Raw genomic sequence first — 23,757 nt, forward strand, 5'->3', positions numbered from 1 at the left:
AGGGCCGGCCATGCGCCGGCAATCAGTTGGAGCGCGCCCGCGCCCGATAGTGCCGGCGCAGCGTGAAAATTGCCGTGGTGCACAAGGCGAACCAGGCCGTGCCCAGCAGCATCGCGCCCAGCACATCGCTGAGGAAATGGGCGCCGAGATAGACCCGGCTGAAGGCGGTCAGCAGTACCAGCAGCAAGGCTGTGCAGACGATGGCGGCCTGCGTGCCGCGCCCGGCCAGCGCCGGCTGCCGGAGCAGGTAAGCCGCCAGCATCGCATACAGCAAGGTGGCGCCGATTGTGTGGCCGCTGGGAAAGCTGTAGCTGTGCAGCACCAGGATGGGATCGTCGAAATGCGGGCGCAGCCGCATGAAGACATGCTTCAAACCGACATTGAGCAGCATGCCGCCCGGCAGCACCAGCAACAGGTCGGCCGCCCAATGCCACTGCCGCTGGCGCAGCATGTGCCACAACAGCAGCGTACCCATGGCCAGCACGCCGATGGCGCCGTGCAAGTGGGTATAGCCGAGCAGCAGCTCCGTCAGGGGCGAGAAGGCGTGGCGGTTGAACCAGTCGGCCAGTTGCTGGTCGAGCCGCACCAGGGCGCCATGGGTAGTGACTTCACAGGCGACCAGGGCAAACAGCAGGAGGGTGGTCGCCACGGCCAGTACGGCGGTGACGAGTCGTGCCTGAAGGAATCCGCGATGGGAGGGAGAGGCGTTGCGTGTCCGATATGTCATCCGGACATTCTAGCGCGGCCGAAGCACGCGCGACGCATGTGAACAGTCAGCTCAGGCGCAGGGATCGCTGCCCAGCGCGATGGCGCGCAGCGATGGCAGGTCAAGCAATGCCACGTCGCGGTGATTGACGTCGATGACGCCGGTTTTCTTGAACGCGGACAGCAGGCGGCTCACGCTTTCCACCGCCAGCCCGAGATAGTTGCCGATTTCCTCGCGCGTCATGCGCAGCTGGAAGCGGGTCGAGGAGTAGCCGCGGCTCACGTAGCGCGACGACAGGTTGACCAGGAAGGCCGCCATCTTCTGCTGCGCGGTCATGCTGCCCAGGGTCAGCATCACGCGTTGCTCGCGCGAGATTTCCAGGCTCATCATGCGATGGAACTGGCGCAGCAGGACCGGCATGTCGCGGAACAGGTCTTCCAGGCTGGCGAAGGGAATCTCGCAGACCTCGCTGTCTTCCAGCGCCACCGCCTCGCACAGGTGGTGGCCGGCGCCGATGGCATCCATGCCGAGCAATTCGCCGGCCATCTGGAAACCGGTGATCTGCTGGCCGCCATTGGGGTTGTGCTGGAACGTCTTGAAGTGGCCCAGCCGGATCGCGTACAGCATGTCGAACTTGTCGTTGACGCGGTACAGCGTCTCGTCGCGCCTGAGCCTGCGGCGGCGGTTGATCACTTGCTCCAGCCGTTGCATGTCGCTCTGGTCCAGCCCCATCGGCAGGCACAGCTGGTGCATGCCGCAAGCCGAGCAACTGGCGCGCAGTGCCTGCACGGTAGCGCCGGACGAAGGGCGGGGCAAGGCGGAGGGCGATAAGCTGGACATAAGTGTTTCGGATATCTTCTTCATGTTTGCGGCGCCGCCGGGATTGTCGTTTTGCAATCAGGCGGCGAGGGATCTCTGTTCTTGTACCACAGTTCCAGGACGGGGATGTTGCCCGGGCAAGCCGTCGGGAAATTTTCATCTGTTGCATGTCGCACGGATGCGTTTGCTTATCTGATGGCTTATTTGATGAGTTTGAGCACATCCCGAAACAGCGCATGCCTGGCGTCGCGCAGCCATTCATACGCCACCATTTCCACCGTCACCGGCACCGCGCCCGCATGCCGCAGCCGCGCGAAGGCGGCCTCGCGGTCGCCGGGCTTGCGCGATCCGCAGGCGTCCAGCAGCGGCAGCACCTGATAACCGTGTTCCAGCAGCGAGAGCGCTGTCTGCAGCATGCAGATGTGCGCCTCGCAACCGGCGATGACGATCTGGCGCGCGGACGCCGGCAGGATTGGCAGCAGGCCTTCGGCGCAGGCGTCGAAGTGGCTCTTGGCCAGTGTCTGGCCGCACAGGGGGCGGATATCGGGATGGTTGGGGCCGAGCTTGTCGGGGATCTGTTCGGTGCCGATCACGGGCACGCCGAGCAGGCCGGCAATGGTGGCCATGCGCACGGCCTGCGTCAGGATGGCCTGGTTGTCATGGATCGCCGGCAGCAGTTTTTGCTGCAGGTCGACCACCAGCAGTACGGATTGGCTCGCATCGATCAGCATGGGCAGGGTTCTTGTCAGGTGGCTGGAATGGTGGGGCCGGGTGGATTGGCAGGAATTGAATGGTTTGTGTCATTGACGCCATATCGGGCCAAATCGACAATTTTTCCTCCGACAACATACCAGAGCGACAAACCATGACAACACCGCCGACAGGCCATCCCGGGCAGCAATCCGCCCATGTTAAGGCGCTTTCCTTACCGCCTGCTGATGCCGCGGGAAGATACAACCCGGCGGTGCTGGCGGTATGCCAGGGCCTGTTTACCTGCGCCATTTCCATCGACCTGACGCTGACCGCGCTGACCGGCTGGCAACTGGCGCCGGACAAAGCGCTGGCGACCTTGCCGTTCGCCCTGATCACCGTTGCCGGCGCGCTCGTGACCTGGTTCGCCGCCTTCCTGATCCAGCGCCTGGGGCGGCGCTTGTCGTTCGCATTGGGCGCCGCCAGTTGCTGCGTGGGCGGGCTGGTGTCGGTATGGTCGGTATGGCATGGCGACTTCTGGATCTTTTGCGCAGGCACCGCGCTGGTGGGCGTATTCCAGGCCTTCGCCCAGTATTACCGGCTGGCCGCGGCCGATGCCGTCTCCGACGAATTCAAGAGCCGCGCCATCTCCACGGTGCTGGCCGGCGGCGTGATCGCGGCCATCGCCGGGCCGGCGCTGGCGGCATGGAGCAAGGACCTGTTTCCGTCGGCCCTGTTCGCCGGGGCCTATCTGGTGGTGGCTGTCATGGGGGCGCTGTCGGTGCTGGTCCTGCTGCTGTTTTACCGCGATGCCGCGCCTTCGCCGGCAGCGGCCGATGCCGCAGCGCAGGCCCCGGCGCCGGCACGCACGCTGGGCCGGATAGCGCGCACGCCGGTCTTCATCGCATCGGTGGCCAACAACGTGGCGGGGTCGATGGTGATGATGTTGATCATGACCGCGGCCCCGTTGGCGGCAGTGGCTTGCCACTATCGCATCGATGACGGCGCGGCCATCATCCAGTGGCACCTGGTGGGCATGTATGCGCCATCCTTTTTCGCCGGCCGCCTGATCAAGCGTTTCGGCCTGGGGGCGGTGCTGATGGCCGGGCTGGCGCTGAACCTGGCCTGCGCCGTGACCGCGATGGCTTCCACCAGCCTGCCGGCTTTCTACGCGGCGCTGCTGTTTCTGGGGATCGGCTGGAATTTCATGTTCGTCGGCGGCACCACCTTGCTCGCGCGTTCCTATGCGCCATCCGAACAGGCCAAGACCCAGGGCTTTTCCGAACTGCTGCGCTACGCCGCTACGGCACTGGCCACGCTGGGCGCAGGCCCCTTGCTGGCGCGGTTCGGTTGGCAGACGCTTAACGCGGCGATCCTGCCGATCCTGCTGCTCAGTGCGCTGGCGACCGCATACTGGATGCTTTCGCAGCGCGTCGGCCAGGCGCGTCCGGCTTGAGTGGCGCATGGGATAACATCGGCAGATACCAACCAGATTTTTGCGAGACAGACCGTGAGCCCCAGTGCACCGAAGAAAAACGCATCCGTCCAGCCCAGGCGCGTGGTGCTGCTGGCCTACGAAGGCATGAACCTGCTCGACCTGTCCGGTCCGCTGCAGGTGTTCGCCACCACCAACCGGCTTGCCGGCGAGGTCGGCCCGTACCGTCTGCATGTGGTGTCGGCCAGCGGCGGCAGCATTGTCACCGGCGCCGGCTTGCCGGTGGCCACGCAATCGCTGGCGGCGCTGGATGCCGAGCTGGACTCCGGGCCCGGCATCCATACGCTGATTTCTCCCGGCGGCAGCACCGGCGAGACCTTCGCCACCGACGCCGCGCTGGTGCAATGGATACGCCGCCGCGCATCGCAGGCGCAGCGGGTGTGTTCGGTCTGCACCGGCGTCTTCCATTTGGCCGAGGCGGGCATATTGGATGGCTTGCGCGTGACCACGCACTGGGATTGGGCGGCCCAATTGCAGCGGCAATATCCGCGCCTGGAAGTGGATGCGGAACCGATTTTCATCCGCCAAGGGCATATCTGGACCTCGGCCGGCGTGACTGCCGGTATCGACCTGGCGCTGGCCCTGGTGGAGCAGGATTGCGGGCACCGGCAAGCCATCGCCACGGCGCGCCAGCTGGTGATGTTCATCAAGCGCCCGGGCGGGCAATCCCAGTTCAGCATGCCGCTGGCCTCGCAATCGGCGGGCGCGGGGCGCTTTGCCGAGCTGCATGCCTGGATTGCCGCGCATCTCGGCGATGACCTGCGGGTGGAAAACCTGGCGGGCTACGTCAACATGAGCCCGCGCACCTTTGCCCGCGCCTACGTCGCCGAGCTTGGCCGTACGCCGGCGCGCACGGTGGAACTGATGCGGCTGGAAGCCGCCCGGCGCGCGCTGGAGGAAACCTCGTTGCCGCTCAAGCGCATCGCCACCGATGCCGGGTATGGCGAAGAACAGAACCTGCGCCGCGTGTTCCAGCGCCAGCTGGGCGTGAGCCCGGCGCAGTACCGCGAGCGGTTTTCAGCGCATTGAGCGCGATCAAGCGGATCATGGCTTGAGCGGCTCCAGCGTGTTGAGCGCCGCCAATGAATCGAGCCACCACGACAGCGCCGGCCCGGCGCGGTAGTCGGGCTTGTAGACGCATTGCACCGGCAGTTCGGAGCCCTGCGGCGGATGGTGGATAGTGGCGATGCTCACCAGCCGGCCGCTAGCGATGTCGTCCTGCACCACATGCAGCGGCATGTTGCCCCAGCCCATGCCGGCGCGCAGCAGCGCATGCTTGGTGCCGAGGTCGCTCATGCGCCAGGTCAGCCGCGAATGCACCGAGAAATCCTGGCGCGCGGTCATCTCGCTGCGGTCCGACAGCACCAGTTGGGTCTGCTGCAACAGCAGCTTTTCGGATATCCGCCCCTTGACCTGCGCCAGCGGGTGGTGCGGCGCCACGACCGCCACCAGCTTCACGCTGGGCAGGGTGATGCGCAGCAGGTTGGGCGGAGTGGTCGGCAAGGTGCCGAGGATACCCAGCATGGCGCGCCCGTCCAGCACGCGTTCGGCCACCGCGCCCAGGGCTTCGATATCCAGCCGCACCGTGACCGCCGGAAAGGCATCGCGGAAACGCCGCAGCAAATCCACCAGGCAAGCGGTGGGGAAGAACACGTCGACCGCCAGCGCCACTTCCAGCTCTTGTCCCTTGGCATACGAGCTGGCGCGCACTTGCAGCGAATCGACATGGTCCAGCACCTGGCGCGAGTCGGCCAGCAGCGCCATGCCGGGGGCGGTCAGTTGCGGCCGATAGCCGCTGCGGTCGAACAAGGCGACGCCCAGTTGTTCTTCCAGCGTGGCGATGGCATAGCTGACCGCCGATTGCGCGCGCGCCAGCTTGCGGGCCGCCGCCAGGAAGCTGCCGCTGTCGGCGACCTGGGCGAAGACCCGCAACTGGTCCAGGGAGAGGCGTTCGATGTTCATGCAAGCGGCTCCAAACTATATCTAATAATTAGATATTGATTATATAAAGATAATCTGTTTTGTTTGTCGGGGATTTTGCTTATTCTGTCGCTACCGGTTGCAGCAAGACAGGCCGCCGGGAAAAACGACAACCGGCGGAGCAACGCCCCTAAGCATTGCAAACCACATCCAATACGGAGAGGAACATCATGATCACCAATATCAACATCTATCGCATCGGCCGCATCCTGCTGGCATCGCTGTTCGTCATTTCCGGCATCTTCAAGATCCTCGGTTTTTCCGGCACGGTCGGCTACTTCACCAGCCTGGGCCTGCCGGTGCCCACGTTGGCGGTAATTGTGACCATCCTGGTCGAAGTCGGCGGCGGCCTGTTGTTGATGTTCGGCCGCGGCGTCAAGCCGGTGTCGCTGGTGATCGCGCTGTTCACGGTCGGCGCGACCGTGTCGGCCCACCATTTCTGGAACATGGAAGGCGCTGCCGCACAGGCGCAACTGACCCAGTTCCTGAAGAACCTGTCGCTGATCGGCGCCTTGCTGCTGGTGTCGTCGATCGATCCGGAAGCCCAGCCTGAACGACCACATTAAACCGTCACCTGCGCCTGGCGCATCGCCGGCCGGGCGCAGGAAACTGCATTGCATGAAATTGAATCACCCAGGCAGCCGTCCATGCGTCCATGACATGGGCGCATGAAGTGGACGCCACCAAGCGGACGCCCCAAGGAGAAAGCACCATGAACACCCCCTATACCCGCCAGATCGAACGACTCGTCAACGGCATCCCGACCCAGGATGGCGCCGGCGTCAGCCTCACCCGCGTGCTGACCCATGACCTGCAACGCCGCCTGGATCCGTTCCTGATGCTGGACGCTTTCCACTCGGACGAGCCCGGCGACTACCAGGCCGGTTTTCCCGACCATCCGCACCGCGGCTTCGAGACCGTGACCTACATGCTGGCCGGCCGCATGCGCCATCGCGACAACGCCGGCAATGAAGGTTTGCTGGAACCGGGCGGCATGCAGTGGATGACCGCCGGTCGCGGCCTGGTGCACTCCGAGTTGCCGGAGCAGGAAAACGGCCTGATGAGCGGTTTCCAGCTGTGGGTCAACCTGGCCGGCCGCGACAAGATGACCGATCCCGGCTACAGCGACATCCCGTCCGCCGGCATCCCCGAGGTATCGCCGCAGCCCGGCGCGAAGGTACACGTGCTGGCGGGCGACGCGTTCGGCACGGCCGGCGCGATCCAGCGCGACACCACCGAGCCGCTGTACCTGGACATCGCGCTGGAGGCGGGCGTGGCCATCGACCTGCCGATCCCGGCCACGCACAATGCCTTCCTGTATGTGTATGAAGGCCAGTTGGCCGTCGGCGCGGAAGGCGGAGAACGCGGTGAGCGCCGGATGGCCGATGCCGGCCGCATGGCGGTGCTCAGCAATGCCGCCGGCGCGGCCGGGGTGTCGGTGCAGGCGGAGCAGGGCAGCCGTTTCCTGCTGATTGCAGGCAAGCCCCTGAATGAGCCGATTGCGCAATGGGGGCCGTTCGTGATGAATACCCGCGAGCAGGTCGAGCAAGCCATCGAGGATTTCCGCGCCGGCCGTTTTTAAGCGGATTGCCGAACGGCTATTCCGCCTCCGACAACATCCGCGGGCGCCCCGAGCGGGCGTCCGCCATCCGTCATCTGCCATCAGGGAGTACAGCATGAGCAACATCCGCCACAAGATCCACGGCCTGACCCGCGACATCGGCTTTCCCGTACGCCGCCTGCTGCCGTCGGCCGCCGCCCGCACCGTCGGCCCCTTCGTGTTCTTCGATCACATGGGGCCGGTCGAATTCGATGCCGGCACCACCGAAGGCGATGTCCGCCCGCACCCGCACATCGGCCTGGCCACCGTGACCTACCTGTTCTCCGGCGCCATGATGCACCGCGACAGCCTGGGCGTGGTCCAGCGCATCACGCCGGGGGCGGTGAACTGGATGGCTTCCGGGTGCGGCATCGTCCATTCCGAGCGTGTGCCCGACGATATCCGCGAGCAGAAAGTGCCGGTGCACGGCCTGCAGATGTGGGTGGCCCTGCCGGCCGATCAGGAAGACAGCGCGCCGCTGTTCCACCACTATGCTCCCGAAGATATGCCGGTGGCCGAAGTCGGCGGCGCCAAACTGCATGTGCTGGCCGGCTCGGCCTTCGGCGTTACTTCGCCGGTGGCGACCGCCAGCCCGACGCTGTACGTGGCCGCCAGTGTGGAGAAGGGCGCTGAGCTGGAGATTGCGGCTGCTGTCGCCGAGCGCGCCGTCTACGTAGTCAAGGGCGACGTGTCGCTGGATGGCGAGCCCCTGGAGGCCGGCACCCTGGCCATCCTGGAGCCGGGCGCTGCGGTCGCGCTCAAGGCCGGCAGCGGTGCGGTCTTCATGTTGCTGGGCGGCGAGCCGCTGGATGGCCCGCGTTTCGTGTGGTGGAATTTCGTCGCCACCTCGAAAGACAAGATCGAAGCCGCCAAAACGGCCTGGAATGCGCGCGACAAGAGCGTGTTCCCGGACATCCCCGGCGAGACCGAATGGATTCCGCTGCCGGCGCATTGAACGGATTGGTCGCGCACAAAGGGAAACCGCCTGCCGCATTGACTGCGGCAGGCGGTTTTTCATTGGAAAAAGGAATTACATCAGGCCGATGATGCGGCCCATCTCGGCGATGTAGGGGCTGTCTTTCAATACCGCGTTTTCCACGCTGTCGGCGGCCCGGCGCAGCGATTGCCAGGAGTCGCGCACCGAGCCGGTGTGCGGTTGCGGTGCCGACAAGTGTTCCTTCAGGCGCGCGATATCTTCGCGCAGTTGTTGCGCGCCAAGGCTGTCGGCAGGCTGCTTCTGCAATTCCAGTTCAAATTCGTTCGCCATCTGCAGCAAGCGCTGGTGGTCGAAGTCCGGCGTATCCGTTTGCGTGTCGCTCATCTTTTCTCCTTCGGTTGTTGGCCGTTCCCCATCATAGCCAGAATGTGGCAGTGCCGGCGAAAAAAGCTGCCGGGAGTTTGCCCGGCATCAAATGCCGTCGATTGGTTGGTTGCCGCCTGAAAAGGCAAGTTCCCCAAGCGCTGCGGCAGTACGCTTGCTACACTGGCGGCTGTTTCCGGCGGGGCCCTCATGGCGCCGCCATTCTTATTGCCAACTAATGACCTTATCCCAAGATTTAGCTCCTCACATCGCATGGCAGGCCGACGGCGTGCAGCACACGCTGCCCTGGCACTCGGAAGCCGGCAACGGCCCGCCCAAACGCGTGGTGGAGGCGGATGACCAGATCCCGGCCGACACTGCCTACAAGCTGGCCTGCGAAGGCACCGGCCTGTTGTGGCGCGGCGATTTCCAGAACGCGCGCCTGTTGCTGCAGGCCCTGGGCCGCCGCGTCGACCGCGCACGCGAGCGGGCCGATGCCAAAAAGAAGGCCGCCGACAAGGACAGCGCAGCGCAGCCGGCCCAGGCCTTCCACCACCAGCGGCAGATGCAGGCGCAGCGCGCGCGCATCCTGGGCATGCTGCTGGTTCCCTTCGATCCCGGTTTCAGCATCCCGCTGCGGCGCGCGCCCGATGTGCACGCTGCCTGCGCCGAAGCCTATGGGCCGCAATTGGGCGAGCAGCCGTTCGCCGCCTCGCTGCGCGAACTGCAGGGCCTGATCGGCGCCCATGAGTGGCGCAAGAAGGGGGTTGAGATCGCTCCGTTGGGCGCACGCATCCATCCTTACTACGGCGTGTTCTCGCCGGTGCGCGGGGAATACATCGAGCTGGTGGCGCAGGCGCCGCTGCCGTCGACCGCGCTGGCGTTCGATATCGGCGTGGGCACCGGCGTCTTGTCGGCGGTGCTGGCCCGGCGCGGTGTGCGCAAGGTGGTGGCAACCGACATGGATGAGCGCGCATTGGCATGCGCGCGCGAAAACCTGAAAAACCTGGGTTTGCTGGCGCAGGTGCAATTGCACCAGGCCGACCTGTTTCCGGAAGGCCGCGCGCCGCTGATCGTCTGCAATCCGCCCTGGCTGCCGGCGCGCCCCAGTTCGCCCATCGAGCACGCCGTCTACGATCCGGACAGCCGCATGCTGCTGGGCTTCCTCAACGGCCTGGCCCGGCATCTGGAGCCGGGCGGCGAAGGCTGGCTGATCATGTCCGATTTCGCCGAACACCTGGGTTTGCGCGCCCCCGGCATGCTGGCCGAAGCGATCGCCGCCGCCGGCCTGGAAGTGGCCGGCCGCATCGACACCAAGCCGCGCCACGGCAAGGCCGCCGACCGCGACGATCCGCTGTACGCGGCGCGCAGCAAGGAGACTACTTCGCTGTGGCGCCTCAAGGCGCGCGCCTGACTATCCAAACCAAGGGAGCCGATGATGAACGCCAATGCCATCCATTCAGTATTCCTGCGTTGCGCGGCCATTGCGCTGGCGCTGGCTTGCGCGGGGCCGGCATCGGCCCAGGTGACCACACGCGACCTGGGCGGCAGCTACGGCACGCATCATCAGGCGATTCCTGTCCCGGTACCGATCCCGGTGCCCGATCCGCTGAACCGCAACCAGCAGCCGAGCGAGCCGATCACCACTTCCGGCAACAGCTGCACTTGCCAGGTGGCCCAGACCAGCGGCAGCGCCTGCATGATTTTCCTGCGCACCAATGCGGCTGACTGGATCGCCAGGAACGCGCCGCAGACCGCCATGCGCTCATCGGCCGGCGGCCGTTTCTACGACGCCCCGTTCAGCCTTGCGGCCAGCGCCTGCGCCGGGCGCAAGGTGGCGCCGGGCGGCATCAAGGTGCATTGGCTGGATCGCAGCAATGCGATCCTGGAGTGGAAGTAAGTTGGCGGCCACGCGGGGGCTAAGCCATGCCGCCTTCAACGTTCGGCAAATTCCCGCGCCAGTTTGAGAAAGTTTTGCTGCGTCGGTTCGCTCGCCTCGCTGCGGCACACCAGGTTGATCGGCGCCAGCAGCGCCGGCTTGGCATCCTTCACGCGGCAATACACCACGCTCTCGCGGTGAAAGCTCTTCATCGAAGCCGGCACCACCGACACGCCCACGCCCGCCGCCACCAGGCTGATGTTGGTCAGCATGCGATCGATTTCCAGCGCGATCTTCGGGCTGAAACCGGCGTTTTCGCAGGCAGCGATCAGGTTGGAGTACATGCCCGGCGCGCCGTGGCGGCGCACCAGGATGAATTCCTCCGCTGCCAGCGCGTTCAACGGGATCGAGGGCAGGTTGTCGGCGGCCGCCGATGTATTGCGTTGGCCCGCCAGCAGCGGGTGGCCGGCGGGCAGGATCAGCAGCATTTCCTCCTCCAGCAATTCGTGGAATGCGATGCCTTGCGGCCGGGCCACGGGCTGGCGCAGGAAGCCGATATCGACCTTGCCGTGCATGATGTCTTCGGTCAGTTCCGCCGCATTGGCTTCGGTCAGCGCCATATGCACGCCGGGATAGGCCTCGCGGTAGGCGCGGATGATGCCGGGGATCAGGGGATGCGCCGCCGCCGAACTGGTGAAGCCGATGGCGATGGTGCCGGCAAAGCCTTGCGCGGCGCGCGCGGCTTTTTGCGAGGCCAATTCCACGCTGTGCAGGATGGCCTTGGCTTCTTCCAGGAAGACCCGCCCGCCGGCGGTCAGGTCGGCGCCCTTGGGATGGCGGCGCAACAGCTCGAAGCCCAGCTCCTGTTCCAGCAGGCGGATCTGGTGGCTCAGCGGCGGCTGTTGCATGCCCAGCCGTTCGGCGGCGCGGGTAAAGTGCTGTTCTTCGGCGACCACCAGGAAGTAGCGGAGATGGCGCAATTCCATTCTGTCTCCATATTTTGTTTATCTGGGAATATTATTTTCGATATATTTTACAGATCCCATCCGCTTTGTGTGCCGCCGGCAATGACGGATATCCCTTAGCGTGCGCGGCAAGCTTGGCCGGTAAACTCCGTGCTGCGAGCCATTGCCAGGATGGCCGGGAAAACAAGACACAAGACATAACACCCACGCAATACACCAAGAGGGAGACAGCGCCGTTTCGACGGCGTCCAGCATCGATGGCGGGGAAGATATTGAGGAACGGCCTGGTCCAGATGGCGGCGGCGATTGCCGCCGGCATCGCCCTGGGCCAATGGCAGCCCGACCTGGCGGTGCAGATGAAGCCGTTGAGCGATGGTTTCGTCAAGCTGATCGGCATGCTGATCGGCGTGATCATGTTCGCGCTGGTGGTGTCGGGCATTGCCGGCATGCAGGGGCGGGCCCAGACCGCCAAGGTCGGCGGCAAGGCGGTGCTGTATTTCGAGACGATGGCCTTGCTTTCGCTGGCACTTGGCATTGCCGCCGCAGTGCTGCTGCAGCCGGGCGGCGGTTACCATCTCGATTTGTCGGCCACGGCGGCGGAGGCGGCGGGCGGCGGTGCACAGATGGTGTCGGGCTACATACGCCGGGCCGAAGACTTCCGCTTCGACCAGTTCGCCCTGGGGCTGATTCCCGACAGTTTCGCCGGCGCCTTCGTGCACAACAACAGCCTGCAGATCCTGCTGCTGGCGGTGTTCTTCGGCGTCGCGCTGGGGCGCCTGTCGGCGGCCAATCCCCGCATGGCGCAACTGCGCGACTTCATCGACGCCATCCTCGGCGTGCTGTTCGGGATGGTCAGCCTGATCCTGCGGCTGGCGCCGCTGGCGGCTTTCGGCGCCATGGCCTTTACCATCGGCCGTTACGGCCCGGCTTCGATGCTGCCGTTGCTGCGCTTCGTCGGCGCGATCTACCTGGCCAGCATGGTCTTCGTCGCGGTGGTGATGGCGCTGGTGGCGCGCGCGGTCGGCGTGAACCTGTTCCGGGTGATCGCCTATGTGCGCGACGAGCTGCTGCTGGTGATTTTCACCGCCTCCTCGCTGGCGGCGTTGCCGGGGCTGATCGAGAAGATGGAAAAGATCGGCTGCTCGCGCAATGTGGTGCGCCTGGTGCTGCCGGCCGGCTACAGCTTCAACCTTTCCGGCACCAATCTCTACCTGGCGATGGCGACCCTGTTCCTGGCGCAGGCCTCGGGCGTGCACTTCGGCGCCTGGCAGTTGCTGACGCTGCTGGCGGTCGCCATGCTGACCTCCAAGGGCGCCACCAGCGTGGCCGGCTCCGGCTTCATCGCGCTGGCGGCGACGCTGGCCGCGCTGCAGATGGTGCCGGTAGGCGGGATTGTGCTGCTGCTGGGCGTGGAGCGGCTGATGAAATGCCGTTCGCTGACCAATGTGGTCGGCAATTGCCTGGCCTGCGTGGTGATCGCGGTATGGGAGCGCGAGTTCGACTATACGGCGATGCGGCGCGAGCTGGGCGGCAGGTAAAGAATCCGTTCAAGCCGGCTCGTCGGCAGTCGCCTGCCATGCCGGGAAATCCAGCGCCACCGAAAAATGGCCTTGCGCCGTATGTTCGAAACGCATGCCGCCGGCATGCGCGCGCATCACTTCTTCCACGATCGACAAGCCCAGGCTGGCGCCCATGCGGCCTTCGCCGCGCGGCGAAAAGGGCTTGCGCAGCCGCTCCCAGTCGGCGGCGGGGATGCCGGGGCCGTCATCGATGAAGCGCAGTACATAACGCCCTTCATTGCGCACTTCCTCCGCCTCGAGCCGCACATGCAACAGGCCGGGGGAGCCGTATTGCAGCGCATTGTTGAGGATGTTCTTGATGGCCTCGCCCAGGCTGATGGCATCGCCGCGGATGAAGCAGGGCGCTTCCGGCATGTCCAGCGCCAGGTCGGGCGTGCGTTCGCGGTTGGACAGCACATCGGTCATCTGCGAGCGCACCAGTTCACCGAGGTCGATGCGTTGCCGCAGGCTGATGTCGCTGCGGTGCTGCACCATCGCGTGGTTGATCAACTGGTTCACCAGCGCACCCAGGCTGCGCGTGCGCTGGCGCAACTGGTCCAGATGGCGCTGGCGCTTTTCCTCGCTGGTCTGGGTTTCCAGCAATTCCATTTGCGAGACCAGGGCCGTGACCGGCGTGCGCAGCTGGTGGGCGGCGTCGCCGATCACCCGCCGCATGGTGGCGCGGTGTATCGCCAGGCGCTGCATGAAGGCATTGATGGCCGAAACCAGCGCATGGGTCTCGGCCGGCACGGTCAGGTTCAGCGGCGAGAGGTCGTTGAGGTCGCGTTCGCGGATGGCGGCTTCGATGCGTTTCAAGGGCGCCAGCGCCTGGTACAGCGTGAACATGGCCGCCACCAGCGTCAGCACGCTCATGGCGATGATCACCAGCAGCGCCTTGCTGCCCAGGCTGTGCGCGAACGACATGCGGGCATTGTTGGTCTGCGCCAGCACGATCACCGCCCACGGATGCGGGCCGTCGACCGGCATGCGGCGGCCGATGATGGCCATGCGCACCGGCGTGCCGAGATATTCGCCGTCGCGCAGCAGCGGGCCTTGCTCCAGTAGTTCCCACGGGATATCGGGGCGGAATTCGCCGTCGCCGGCGATCACCCGGCCTTGCGGATCGAGCACGACGTAGATCGCATGGTCGCCGGTGCCCAGCATCGACAGCGCGGCCAGCGGCACGTCGACGTTGACGGCGCCGTTCTCGTACCAGGTATTTTCCGCGATCTGCAGCGCGCTGCCGGAAAGGATGCGGTCGTAGGCCTCGTTGGCCGCCAGCTGGGTCGAGATCCAGATGGCGATCAGCAGGGCGGCGGCGCTGACGACGAGCACCGCGCCCACGCGGGTGACCAGCCGGGTATAGAGCGAGCGTCCGGCGACGACGTGCTGGGTGCGCGGCTGCATCAGTGGAGCGCGCCGCCGTCGGCCGGGGCATGCAGCACCAACTGGTAGCCCAGGCCGCGCAAGGTGCGGATCTCGAAGGCGGCGCCGGCCAGCTTCTTGCGCAGGCGGGCGACGTATTGTTCGACGGTATTGGCGTTGGGCGTATCGTCCACCGTGAACAGGCGGTCCATCAGTTCGTCCTTGTTGAAGATGCGCCCCGGGCGGGCGGCGATGATCTCCAGCAGCGTCACCTCGCGCCGGGTCAGCTCGATCGGCGCGCCGTCCAGCGTGGCGCTGCGGCTCTTGCGGTCGATGCTGACGTTGGCGCAATGGATCAGATTGGTCGATTCGCCGCCGCTGCGGCGCAGCAGCACACGGATGCGCGCGTCCAGTTCGCGGAAATCGAAGGGCTTGATCAGGTAGTCGTCGGCGCCCAGGTCGAGCGCGCGCACGCGCTCCTCGATCTCGGCGCAGGCGGTCAGCATCAGCACCGGCGTTTTCTGGCCGCGCCCGCGCAATTGCTCCAGCAGGGAAAAACCGTCCTGCTGCGGCAGCATCACATCCAGGATCACCAGGTCGAAGGAATCGGCCATGCGGCGGCCGGCGGCGGCGCCGTTGCTTTCCCACTCCACGGTATGGCCGATGCGCGCGAGGTGGGAGACGATGGCTTCGGCCACGTCGGAGGTGTCTTCAACTAGCAGGATGCGCATGGGGATCTCCGGTCTTGTTGTTGCGGTGCCGCAGCTGTGGGCGCTGCTTGGGCAGGCTGAATTGTATGCTCGCTGCCTCGAAAAAGAGTGAAAAAATCCGGATGTCAGGATTTAGTCAGATTCGTTACAGCTTCACGCCCTAGCATCCGTTTCAATCATTAAAAACAAACTGGAGACTTGCATGAGCAATCCTGCCCATGGTGCGCCGGCCGCCGATCCATCCGTGCCGCTGCTGGAAATCGAGAATGTCACCCTGCAATACAAGACCAGCGATTCGCTGGTCACCGCGACCCAGCAGGTCAGCTTCAACGTCCATCCGTCCGACCGCTACATCCTGCTCGGCCCTTCGGGCTGCGGCAAGTCGACGCTGTTGAAGGCCATCGGCGGCTACCTGCAGCCGACCGGCGGCGCCATCCGCCTGAAGGGGCGTGAAGTGCACGAGCCGGGGCCGGACCGCATGATGGTGTTCCAGGAGTTCGACCAGTTGCTGCCCTGGAAGACCGTGCGCCAGAACGTCGAATTCGCGCTCAACGCCAGCGGCCGCCTGCACGGCAAGGAAGCCGCCGAGCGCGCGGCGTACTACATCGAGAAGGTCGGCCTGGCCAAGTTCATCGACAGTTACCCGCACATGCTCTCGGGCGGCATGAAGCAGCGCGTCTCGATCGCGCGCGGCATGGCGATGGAGCCGGACGTGCTGCTGATGGACGAACCGTTCGCCGCGCTGGACGCGCTCACGCGCCGCAAGATGCAGGACGAGCTGTTGCGCCTGTGGGACGACACCCGCTTCACCGTGCTGTTCGTGACGCACTCGATCGAAGAGGCGATCCGCATCGGCACCCGCATCCTGCTGCTCACGCCGCATCCCGGCCAGGTGCGCGCCGAATTGAACAGCATCGACCCGCAACAGATGGGCACCGCGGCCCAGGCCGAGCTCGAAACCCGCATCAACGACATGTTGTTCGCCCATCACTGACCAGCGGTCAATCAACAGGCGACAACCAGGAGACACGCATGAACAACAATACCTTGCCCTTCGTCCGCCCGGAAATCGTGGTGGAACCCAACCGCAACGCCAGCGCTGAAGTGCAGCGCCCGTTGTCGGCCTTTGAATCGCTTTATCGCCTGGGCTGGCTGCGCAAGACGGTGATTTTGCTGGTGCTGGCGGCGATCTGGGAAATCTACGGCCGCTGGCTGGACAACGCATTGCTGTTCCCCAGCTTTAGCCAGACGCTGGAGGCTTTCCTGCAGGGCATCGCCAGCGGCGTGCTGCTGGAGCGCGCCGCGGTGTCGCTGCAGACGCTGCTGGTGGGCTATGGCCTGGGCATCCTGCTGGCGGGCCTGCTGACCACGGTAGCCATCAGCTCGCGCATCGGCAACGACTTGCTGGAGACGCTCACCTCCATGTTCAACCCGCTGCCGGCGATCGCCTTGCTGCCGCTGGCGCTGATCTGGTTCGGCCTGGGCACCGGCAGCATCATCTTCGTGCTGGTGCACTCGGTGCTGTGGGCCGTGGCGCTGAATACCCACGGCGGTTTCCGCGCGGTGTCCAACACCCTGCGCATGGTGGGGCAGAACTACGGCCTGCGCCGTTTCTCGCTGGTGAAGTCGATCCTGATCCCGGCCGCCTTCCCGAGCATCCTGACCGGCTTGAAGGTGGGTTGGGCCTTCGCCTGGCGCACGTTGATCGCGGCCGAACTGGTGTTCGGCGTGTCCTCCGGAACCGGCGGCCTGGGCTGGTACATTTTTGAGAATCGCAACCAATTGGAAACCGCCAACGTGTTTTCGGGCCTGTTCTTCGTGATCATCATCGGCCTGGTGGTAGAGAACCTGATCTTCGCCCAGATCGAGAAACGCACCATCCGCCGCTGGGGCATGGCCCACTAAGCGACCGGCGCAAGCAGGCGCAATACCGATAAACTGATAATCCAAGGAGACAAGAATGAAACGCCGTACCTTTTCAAGCATGATGATCGCCGCCACGCTGGCGCTGTCCAGCGTCACCGGCGCCGCCCGCGCCGAAGCGCCCGAGGTGCGCATTTCGCACGGCTATGGCCTGCTGTACCTGCCGCTGATGGTGATCCGCGACCAGGGCCTGCTCGAGAAGCACGCCAAGGCGCTCGGCCTGGGCGACGTCAAGACCAAGTGGGTGCTGCTTGACGGCGGCAACGTGATCAACGACGCCATGCTGGCCGGCAACCTCGACATCGCCGGCACCGGCGCGCCCGGTTTCGTGACGCTGTGGTCCAAGGCGCGCGGCATCCCGCGTTCGGAAGTGGTGGGCCTGGGCGCGTTGTCGACCTCGCCGCTGTGGCTCAACACCAATAACCCCAACGTCAAGTCCCTGAAGGATTTCACCTCCAAGGACAAGATCGCCATCCCCGGCATCAAGACCTCGCTGTCGGCGGTGCTGCTGCAAATGGCCGCGGCCAAGACCTTCGGCATCGAGAACTACGCCAAGATGGATCCGCTGACCGTCGGCCTGTCGCACCCGGAGGCGATGGGGTCGCTGTTGTCGGGCAAGACCGAGATCACCGCCCACTTCACCTCGCCGCCATTCTCCTATCAGGAAGCCAAGGAGCCGCACATCAGCCGTGTGTTGAACACCTCCGACGTACTGGGCCACATCACCATGGACGTGGTGTTCGCGCTGAAGTCTTTCACCGAGAAAAACCCCAAGCTGACCCAGGCCTTCATGGCAGCGCAGGAAGAAGCCAACGCCTACATTGCCAAGAACCGCAAAGGCGCGGCCGAGACCTTCCTGCGCGTGTCCAAGATGAAGCTGCCGCAGGAGGAAGTGGAGCAGATGCTGGCCGACCCCGGCACCGAGTTCTCGACCACGCCGGTGGACATCATGCAATACGTGCTGTTCATGAGCAAAGCCGGCACCATCAAGACCAAGCCGGCAGTGTGGAACGAGCTGTTCGTGCCGGCATTCAAGGATCGCAAGGGCAGTTGATTTGCGGATTTGCGTTGCGGCGCATGTCCAATCCTGAAACAGGTTGACAGATTTTATTGCAACACCGACGCCCGATGCATCGCATCGGGCGTTTTGTATTCGGCGCGACCTCGGCACCGAACTTTGTTGAACTACGCCAAAAGTCGATGCGGCAGGTTCATCAAGGACTTGGCTTGAATCAACATATCTCCCCGATGTTTTCTGAAATGCGGCCTGAATTTCCAGTTGCCGGAAATTTGGGCTTTGCCAGGAGATTGGTATGTTGAAAACCATGCCCATTTTGGGTATAGTCAGGGGGCCGAGATGACTTGTATCTTCAAGCGGAAAGACTTTGCGCGATGGCAGGCGAGTGAGAAATTATCGGATGCGGTCTTGTGCAAGGCGGTGATGGAGATGGAACATGGCCTGATCGATGCGGAGTTGGGCGGTTGTCTCTACAAGAAGCGGGTAGCGCGTCCGGGTAGCGGCAAAAGCGGCGGTTATCGCACGTTGCTGTCGGCCCGGATCGGCGGCCGCTATGTGTTTCTGCACGGGTTCCCAAAGAGCGACAAGGCGAACATCACGCAGGACGAGAAGAAGGCATTGCAATTCGCGGGCAAGGTATTCCTGGAACTGCATTCGGAAGCCTTGTCGCATGCGTTGCATGCAGGTGTTTTAGTGGAGGTTCGTTGTGAGCAAGATCATTGAATCATTGCGAGGCGATCTAGCCGAGCTTCATGAAGCGGGAGCCATCGGCAAGGTGACGATGCGCGAGTTCGACGCAATCTGTCCGCCGCCAGTCCGGGAATTCAGCGCCAACGATGTCAAGCGTCTGCGCGAAAGATTGAAATTCAGCCAGCCGGTATTTGCGCATCACTTGCACACGTCGGCCTCTACCGTGCGCAAGTGGGAGCAAGGGGAAAGCCGGCCGGCCGGCCCCGCGCTCAAATTGCTGAACCTGATTGCCGACAAGGGCCTGCAGGCCATCATTTAATTTTCCGTTGCCGCCGGGCGCCTCAGAACGCGTCGCCCGGCACCCGCACCCAGCCTTCCATCAGCACCCGCGCGCTGCGGCTCATGATGGCCTTGGTCACGACCCACTGGCCGTTTTCCAGCTTGGCCTCGGCGCCTACCCGCAAGGTGCCGGAGGGATGGCCGAAGCGCACGTTGTTGCGCTCGCCGCCGCCGGCGGCCAGGTTCACCAGCGTGCCGGGGATCGCCGCCGCGGTGCCGATGGCGACGGCGGCGGTGCCCATCATCGCGTGGTGCAGCTTGCCCATCGACATCGCGCGCACCAATACGTCGGCATCCTTGACGGTCACCGGCTTGCCGCTGGACGAGATGTAATCCCGCGGCTTGGCCACGAACGCCACCTTGGGCGTGTGCTGGCGGGTGGCGGCTTCTTCTACCTTGGTAATCAATCCCATGCGGATGGCGCCATGCGCGCGGATGGTCTCGAAGCGCGCCAGCGCGGCCGGGTCGCCGTTGATGGCGTCCTGCAGCTCGGCGCCGGTGTAGCCGATGTCTTCGGCGTTGAGGAAGATGGTGGGAATGCCGGCGTTGATCATGGTGGCCTGGAAGCTGCCGATGCCGGGCACCTCCAGCGTGTCGACCACGTTCCCGGTCGGGAACATGGCGCCGCCGGCGCCGTCTTCGTCGGCGGCCGGATCCATGAATTCCAGTTGCACTTCGGCCGCCGGGAAGGTCACGCCGTCCAGTTCGAAGTCGCCGGTTTCCTGCACCTGGCCGTTGGTGATGGGGACGTGGGCGACGATGGTCTTGCCGATGTTGGCCTGCCAGATGCGCACCACGGCGATGCCGTCTTGCGGCACCTTCTCTGCCGCGACCAAACCGGCGGCGATGGCGAACGGGCCGACCGCGGCCGACAGGTTGCCGCAATTGCCGCTCCAGTCGACGAAGTCCTGGTCGATCGAGACCTGGCCGAACAGGTAATCGACATCGTGGCCGGGGCGCGTGCTTTTTGAAATGATCACCGTCTTGCTGGTGCTGGAGGTGGCGGCGCCCATGCCGTCGATCTGCTTGCCGTAGGGGTCGGGGCTGCCGATCACGCGCTGCAGCAGCTTGTCGCGCGCGCGGCCGGGCACGCGCGCGGCTTCGGGCAGGTCATCCAGCTTGAAGAACACGCCCTTGCTGGTACCGCCGCGCAGATAGGTGGCGGGGATGCGGATTTGGGGGACTTGGCTCATGCTTGCATTCCTTTTCTTTCGCCCGTTCGGGCTGAGTAGCCGCTTTGGCGGCGTATCGAAGCCAGCGCACCGAAGCTGCCCTTCGATACGCGCTGCGCGCTACTCAGGGCGAACGGCGTCACTACTTCAGAGATCCATCAAACCGACTTGCGGCCGTTCTTGCCGTCATTGGCCGAGGCTTCCAGGAAATCTTGCGCAAAGCGCTGCAGTACGCCGCCGGCCTCATAGATTGACACTTCTTCCGCGGTATCCAGGCGGCAGGTCACCGGCACTTCCACACGTTCGCCGTTCTTGCGGTGGATCACCAGCGTCAGGTCGGCGCGCGGGCGGCGTTGGCCAATCACGTCATACATCTCGGTGCCGTCGATGCCATAGGTATTGCGGTTCTCGCCGGGCTTGAACTCCAGCGGCAGCACGCCCATGCCGATCAGGTTGGTGCGGTGGATGCGTTCGAAGCCTTCGGCCGCGATGGCTTCCACGCCGGCCAGGCGCACGCCCTTGGCGGCCCAGTCGCGCGAGGAGCCCTGGCCGTAGTCGGCGCCGGCGATGATGATCAGCGGTTGCTTGCGTTCCATGTAGGCTTCGATGGTCTCCCACATGCGCATGACCTTGCCCTCCGGCTCCAGGCGCGCCAGCGAGCCTTGCTGCACGCTGCCGTCTTCCTTCTTTACCATTTCGTTGAACAGCTTGGGGTTGGCGAAGGTGGCGCGCTGCGCGGTGAGGTGGTCGCCGCGGTGGGTGGCGTAGGAGTTGAAGTCTTCCTCCGGCAAGCCCATCTTGTGCAGGTATTCGCCGGCCGCGCTGTCGAGCAGGATGGCGTTGGACGGCGACAGGTGGTCGGTGGTGATGTTGTCGCCCAGCACGGCCAGGGGGCGCATGCCTTGCAGGCTGCGTTCGCCGGCCAAGGCGCCTTCCCAGTAGGGCGGGCGGCGGATGTAGGTGCTCTGCGCGCGCCAGTCGTACAAGGGGCTGACCTTGGCGCCGCGGTCGACGCGGGCGGCGAACATCGGCGTGTAGACATTGCGGAATTGCTGCGGCTTGACGGCGGCCTTGACCACTTCATCGATCTCTTCGTCGGAGGGCCAGATGTCTTTGAGGCGGATTTCTTTGCCGTCGGCAGTGGTGCCCAGCACATCCTGCTCGATGTCGAAGCGGATGGTGCCGGCAATGGCATAGGCCACCACCAGCGGCGGCGAAGCCAGGAAGGCCTGCTTGGCGTACGGGTGGATGCGGCCGTCGAAGTTGCGGTTGCCCGACAGCACGGCGGTGCTGTACAGGTCGCGCTCGATGATTTCCTGCTGGATCTTCGGATCGAGCGCGCCCGACATGCCGTTGCAGGTGGTGCAGGCGAAGGCGACGATGCCGAAGCCCAGTTTTTCCAGGTCGCCGGTCAGGCCGGCTTCGTCCAGGTACAGTTCGACCGCCTTCGATCCCGGCGCCAGCGAGCTCTTCACCCACGGCTTGCGCTGCAGGCCCAGGCGGTTGGCATTGCGCGCCAGCAGGGCGGCGGCGATCACGTTGCGCGGGTTGCTGGTGTTGGTGCAGCTGGTGATGGCGGCGATGATCACGGCGCCGTCGGGCATCTTGCCCGGCTCGTTTTCGACCTTGCCGGCGATGCCTTGCGCGGCCAGTTCGGATACCGGCAGGCGCTTGTGCGGGTTGCTCGGGCCCGCCAGCGTGCGCACCACGGTCGAGAGGTCGAAGCGCAGCACGCGCTCGTACTCGACATTCTTCAGGCTGTCGGACCACAGCCCGGTTTCCCTGGCATAGGTTTCCACCAGCTTGACTTGCTCATCTTCGCGGCCGGTCAGCTTCAGGTAGTCGATGGTTTGCTGGTCGATCGAGAACATGGCGGCGGTGGCGCCGTATTCCGGCGCCATGTTGGAGATCGTGGCGCGGTCGCCCAGGGTCAGGCTGGAAGCGCCGTCGCCATAGAACTCCAGGTAGGCGCCGACCACTTTCTGCTTGCGCAGGAACTCGGTCAGCGACAGCACGATGTCGGTGGCGGTGATGCCGGGTTGGCGGCGGCCGGAGAGTTCGACGCCGACGATGTCGGGCAGGCGCATCCACGAGGCGCGGCCCAGCATCACGTTCTCGGCTTCCAGGCCGCCCACGCCGATGGCGATCACGCCCAGCGCGTCCACGTGCGGGGTGTGGCTGTCGGTGCCGACCAGGGTGTCGGGGAAGGCCACGCCGTCCTTGATGTAGATCACCGGCGACATTTTCTCCAGGTTGATCTGGTGCATGATGCCGTTGCCGGGCGGGATCACGTCGACGTTCTCGAAGGCCAGCTTGGTCCAGTCGATGAAGTGGAAGCGGTCCTCGTTGCGGCGGTCTTCGATGGCGCGGTTCTTCTCGAAGGCTTGCGGGTCGTCGCCGCCGCACTCCACCGCCAGCGAGTGGTCCACGATCAGTTGCACCGGCACCACCGGGTTGACCTTGGCCGGGTCGCCGCCCATGTCGGCGATCGCGTCGCGCAGGCCGGCCAGGTCGACCAGCGCGGTCTGGCCCAGGATGTCATGGCACACCACGCGCGCCGGGAACCAGGGGAAATCCAGGTCGCGACGGCGCTCGATCAGTTGCCGCAGCGAGTCGGTCAGCGTGGCCGGATCGCAGCGGCGCACCAGGTTCTCGGCCAGCACGCGCGAAGTGTAGGGCAGGCCATCCCAAGCGCCGGGCTGGATGGCGTTGACGGCGGCGCGGGCGTCGAAATAGTCCAGTTTGGCGCCGGGCAGTTGCTTGCGATATTGAGTGTTCATGGCGGATGGCTCGTGGTTGTCTCGGTAAATGGTTGTCGTTGTCAGGCTTGATCGCGCTGTGTGTTGGCCTGTGCGATCTGGTGTTCGATATTGCGGCGCGAGGCGCCGATGTGCCGGCGCATCAGCAGGTCGGCCAGTTCGCCGTCGCCGTCGGCCAGCGCATCGAGGATGCGGTGGTGTTCGGCAAAGGCCTGGCGCGGGCGGTTGGGGGTGGCGGAATACTGGATGCGGTACATGCGCGCCAACTGGTACAGCTCGCCGCACAGGATGCGCGTGAGGATTGCGTTGCCGCTGGCCTGGATGATCTTGTAGTGGAAGTCGTAGTCGCCTTCCTGCTGGTAGTAGCCGCGCCCGGCCTGGAAGGCTTCATCTTTCTCGTGCATGTCCAGCACGCGGCGCAGTTCATCGAGCTCGGCGCGGCTCATGCGTTCGGCCGCCAGCCGGCAGGCCATGCCTTCCAGCGATTCGCGGATCTGGAACAGTTCGACCAGGCCTTCCAGGGTCAGCGACACCACGCGCGCGCCGACGTGCGGCACGCGCACCAGCAGGTTCTGGCCTTCCAGGCGATGGATCGCCTCGCGCAGCGGGCCGCGGCTGATGCCGTAGGTGCGCGCCAGTTCCGGCTCGGAAATCTTGCTGCCGGGGGCGATGTCGCCCTGGACGATGGCGGTCTGGATTTTCCGGAAGACGTGTTCCGAAAGTGTCTCCCCATCTCGCTCCGAACCCGGCAAAGTGATCAATTCGCTCATGGTGTCGACAATGTTGGC

At 64.9% G+C, this 23,757-nt stretch carries 24 protein-coding genes; 13 read left to right on the top strand and 11 right to left on the bottom strand.

Annotated features, from left to right (window positions below; all coding sequences use genetic code 11):
* Positions 1–22 precede the first annotated feature (22 nt).
* From AC07N6_RS06565 to AC07N6_RS06575, 3 genes are all read right to left on the bottom strand, one after another.
* Positions 23–649 carry a phosphatase PAP2 family protein gene (locus tag AC07N6_RS06565; RefSeq protein WP_494779505.1) on the bottom strand — a complete coding sequence of 209 codons (627 nt, stop codon included), beginning with the start codon at positions 647–649 and terminating at the stop codon, positions 23–25.
* Between the two features lie 129 nt (positions 650–778).
* Positions 779–1,546, bottom strand: coding sequence for a fumarate/nitrate reduction transcriptional regulator Fnr (gene fnr / locus AC07N6_RS06570; RefSeq protein WP_494779506.1), 768 nt, complete (start codon positions 1,544–1,546; stop codon positions 779–781).
* A 179-nt stretch (positions 1,547–1,725) separates the two neighbouring features.
* Positions 1,726–2,256 (bottom strand): isochorismatase family protein, encoded by a 531-nt coding sequence (locus AC07N6_RS06575; protein WP_494779507.1) that lies wholly within the window; start codon positions 2,254–2,256, stop codon positions 1,726–1,728.
* Between the two features lie 233 nt (positions 2,257–2,489).
* On the opposite strand from AC07N6_RS06575, the gene AC07N6_RS06580 reads away from it, so the two are divergent.
* Together AC07N6_RS06580 and AC07N6_RS06585 are read left to right on the top strand one after the other, a co-directional pair.
* Positions 2,490–3,671, top strand: coding sequence for an MFS transporter (locus AC07N6_RS06580; RefSeq protein WP_494779508.1), 1,182 nt, complete (start codon positions 2,490–2,492; stop codon positions 3,669–3,671).
* 54 nt (positions 3,672–3,725) lie between these two features.
* On the top strand, positions 3,726–4,739 hold the full coding sequence (locus AC07N6_RS06585; RefSeq protein ID WP_494779509.1) for a GlxA family transcriptional regulator: 1,014 nt from the start codon (positions 3,726–3,728) through the stop codon (positions 4,737–4,739).
* Between the two features lie 15 nt (positions 4,740–4,754).
* Here the strand turns inward: AC07N6_RS06585 and AC07N6_RS06590 are convergent, their stop codons facing one another.
* A complete protein-coding gene (locus AC07N6_RS06590; RefSeq protein ID WP_494779510.1) occupies positions 4,755–5,672 on the bottom strand; it encodes a LysR family transcriptional regulator in 918 nt (305 codons plus the stop codon).
* A 188-nt stretch (positions 5,673–5,860) separates the two neighbouring features.
* Here AC07N6_RS06590 and AC07N6_RS06595 point away from each other — a divergent pair, with 188 nt between their 5' ends.
* From AC07N6_RS06595 to AC07N6_RS06605, 3 genes are all read left to right on the top strand, one after another.
* Positions 5,861–6,256, top strand: coding sequence for a DoxX family protein (locus tag AC07N6_RS06595; protein WP_494779511.1), 396 nt, complete (start codon positions 5,861–5,863; stop codon positions 6,254–6,256).
* A 146-nt stretch (positions 6,257–6,402) separates the two neighbouring features.
* Positions 6,403–7,272: a pirin family protein gene (locus tag AC07N6_RS06600; protein WP_494779512.1), complete on the top strand. Its 870-nt coding sequence runs from the start codon at positions 6,403–6,405 to the stop codon at positions 7,270–7,272.
* A 94-nt stretch (positions 7,273–7,366) separates the two neighbouring features.
* Positions 7,367–8,245: a pirin family protein gene (locus AC07N6_RS06605; protein WP_494779513.1), complete on the top strand. Its 879-nt coding sequence runs from the start codon at positions 7,367–7,369 to the stop codon at positions 8,243–8,245.
* A gap of 75 nt (positions 8,246–8,320) precedes the next feature.
* Here the strand turns inward: AC07N6_RS06605 and AC07N6_RS06610 are convergent, their stop codons facing one another.
* Positions 8,321–8,611: a hypothetical protein gene (locus AC07N6_RS06610; RefSeq protein WP_494779514.1), complete on the bottom strand. Its 291-nt coding sequence runs from the start codon at positions 8,609–8,611 to the stop codon at positions 8,321–8,323.
* A gap of 217 nt (positions 8,612–8,828) precedes the next feature.
* On the opposite strand from AC07N6_RS06610, the gene AC07N6_RS06615 reads away from it, so the two are divergent.
* Together AC07N6_RS06615 and AC07N6_RS06620 are read left to right on the top strand one after the other, a co-directional pair.
* Positions 8,829–10,004: a methyltransferase gene (locus AC07N6_RS06615; protein WP_494779515.1), complete on the top strand. Its 1,176-nt coding sequence runs from the start codon at positions 8,829–8,831 to the stop codon at positions 10,002–10,004.
* Positions 10,005–10,028: 24 nt separating this feature from the next.
* Entirely contained in the window at positions 10,029–10,490 is a 462-nt protein-coding gene (locus tag AC07N6_RS06620; protein ID WP_494779516.1) for a hypothetical protein, read from the top strand.
* 35 nt (positions 10,491–10,525) lie between these two features.
* Here the strand turns inward: AC07N6_RS06620 and AC07N6_RS06625 are convergent, their stop codons facing one another.
* Entirely contained in the window at positions 10,526–11,455 is a 930-nt protein-coding gene (locus tag AC07N6_RS06625) for a LysR family transcriptional regulator (protein WP_494779517.1), read from the bottom strand.
* 236 nt (positions 11,456–11,691) lie between these two features.
* Here AC07N6_RS06625 and AC07N6_RS06630 point away from each other — a divergent pair, with 236 nt between their 5' ends.
* Positions 11,692–12,972 (top strand): cation:dicarboxylate symporter family transporter, encoded by a 1,281-nt coding sequence (locus tag AC07N6_RS06630; protein ID WP_494779518.1) that lies wholly within the window; start codon positions 11,692–11,694, stop codon positions 12,970–12,972.
* 9 nt (positions 12,973–12,981) lie between these two features.
* Here AC07N6_RS06630 and AC07N6_RS06635 read toward each other — a convergent pair whose 3' ends face one another.
* Together AC07N6_RS06635 and AC07N6_RS06640 are read right to left on the bottom strand one after the other, a co-directional pair.
* Positions 12,982–14,400 carry a sensor histidine kinase gene (locus AC07N6_RS06635; RefSeq protein WP_494779519.1) on the bottom strand — a complete coding sequence of 473 codons (1,419 nt, stop codon included), beginning with the start codon at positions 14,398–14,400 and terminating at the stop codon, positions 12,982–12,984.
* A complete protein-coding gene (locus AC07N6_RS06640) occupies positions 14,400–15,089 on the bottom strand; it encodes a response regulator transcription factor (protein ID WP_494779520.1) in 690 nt (229 codons plus the stop codon). The genes AC07N6_RS06635 and AC07N6_RS06640 overlap by 1 nt, the downstream gene beginning before the upstream one ends.
* 181 nt (positions 15,090–15,270) lie before the next feature.
* Here AC07N6_RS06640 and AC07N6_RS06645 point away from each other — a divergent pair, with 181 nt between their 5' ends.
* The 5 genes from AC07N6_RS06645 (at position 15,271) to AC07N6_RS06665 (ending at position 19,018) form a co-directional block, all read left to right on the top strand.
* On the top strand, positions 15,271–16,062 hold the full coding sequence (locus AC07N6_RS06645; RefSeq protein WP_494779521.1) for an ABC transporter ATP-binding protein: 792 nt from the start codon (positions 15,271–15,273) through the stop codon (positions 16,060–16,062).
* 38 nt (positions 16,063–16,100) lie between these two features.
* Entirely contained in the window at positions 16,101–16,973 is an 873-nt protein-coding gene (locus tag AC07N6_RS06650; RefSeq protein WP_494779522.1) for an ABC transporter permease, read from the top strand.
* A gap of 55 nt (positions 16,974–17,028) precedes the next feature.
* The gene (locus AC07N6_RS06655) at positions 17,029–18,045 is read left to right on the top strand and encodes an ABC transporter substrate-binding protein (RefSeq protein ID WP_494779523.1); all 1,017 of its coding nucleotides are present in this window, start codon (positions 17,029–17,031) and stop codon (positions 18,043–18,045) included.
* A gap of 303 nt (positions 18,046–18,348) precedes the next feature.
* Entirely contained in the window at positions 18,349–18,732 is a 384-nt protein-coding gene (locus AC07N6_RS06660) for a type II toxin-antitoxin system RelE/ParE family toxin (protein WP_494779524.1), read from the top strand.
* Positions 18,716–19,018, top strand: a complete 303-nt coding sequence (locus AC07N6_RS06665; protein ID WP_494779525.1) for a helix-turn-helix domain-containing protein — start codon at positions 18,716–18,718, stop codon at positions 19,016–19,018. Before AC07N6_RS06660 ends, AC07N6_RS06665 begins: the two co-directional genes overlap by 17 nt.
* Positions 19,019–19,040: 22 nt before the next feature.
* Here the strand turns inward: AC07N6_RS06665 and prpF are convergent, their stop codons facing one another.
* From prpF to AC07N6_RS06680, 3 genes are all read right to left on the bottom strand, one after another.
* Complete coding sequence (gene prpF, locus AC07N6_RS06670) at positions 19,041–20,231, bottom strand: 2-methylaconitate cis-trans isomerase PrpF (protein WP_494779526.1); 1,191 nt, start codon at positions 20,229–20,231, stop codon at positions 19,041–19,043.
* 137 nt (positions 20,232–20,368) lie between these two features.
* The gene (gene acnD, locus AC07N6_RS06675) at positions 20,369–22,990 is read right to left on the bottom strand and encodes a Fe/S-dependent 2-methylisocitrate dehydratase AcnD (protein WP_494779527.1); all 2,622 of its coding nucleotides are present in this window, start codon (positions 22,988–22,990) and stop codon (positions 20,369–20,371) included.
* A 41-nt stretch (positions 22,991–23,031) separates the two neighbouring features.
* On the bottom strand, positions 23,032–23,739 hold the full coding sequence (locus AC07N6_RS06680; RefSeq protein ID WP_494779528.1) for a GntR family transcriptional regulator: 708 nt from the start codon (positions 23,737–23,739) through the stop codon (positions 23,032–23,034).
* Positions 23,740–23,757 lie beyond the last annotated feature (18 nt).

This window comes from Herbaspirillum sp. GW821-FHT09A12 (assembly GCF_059418325.1).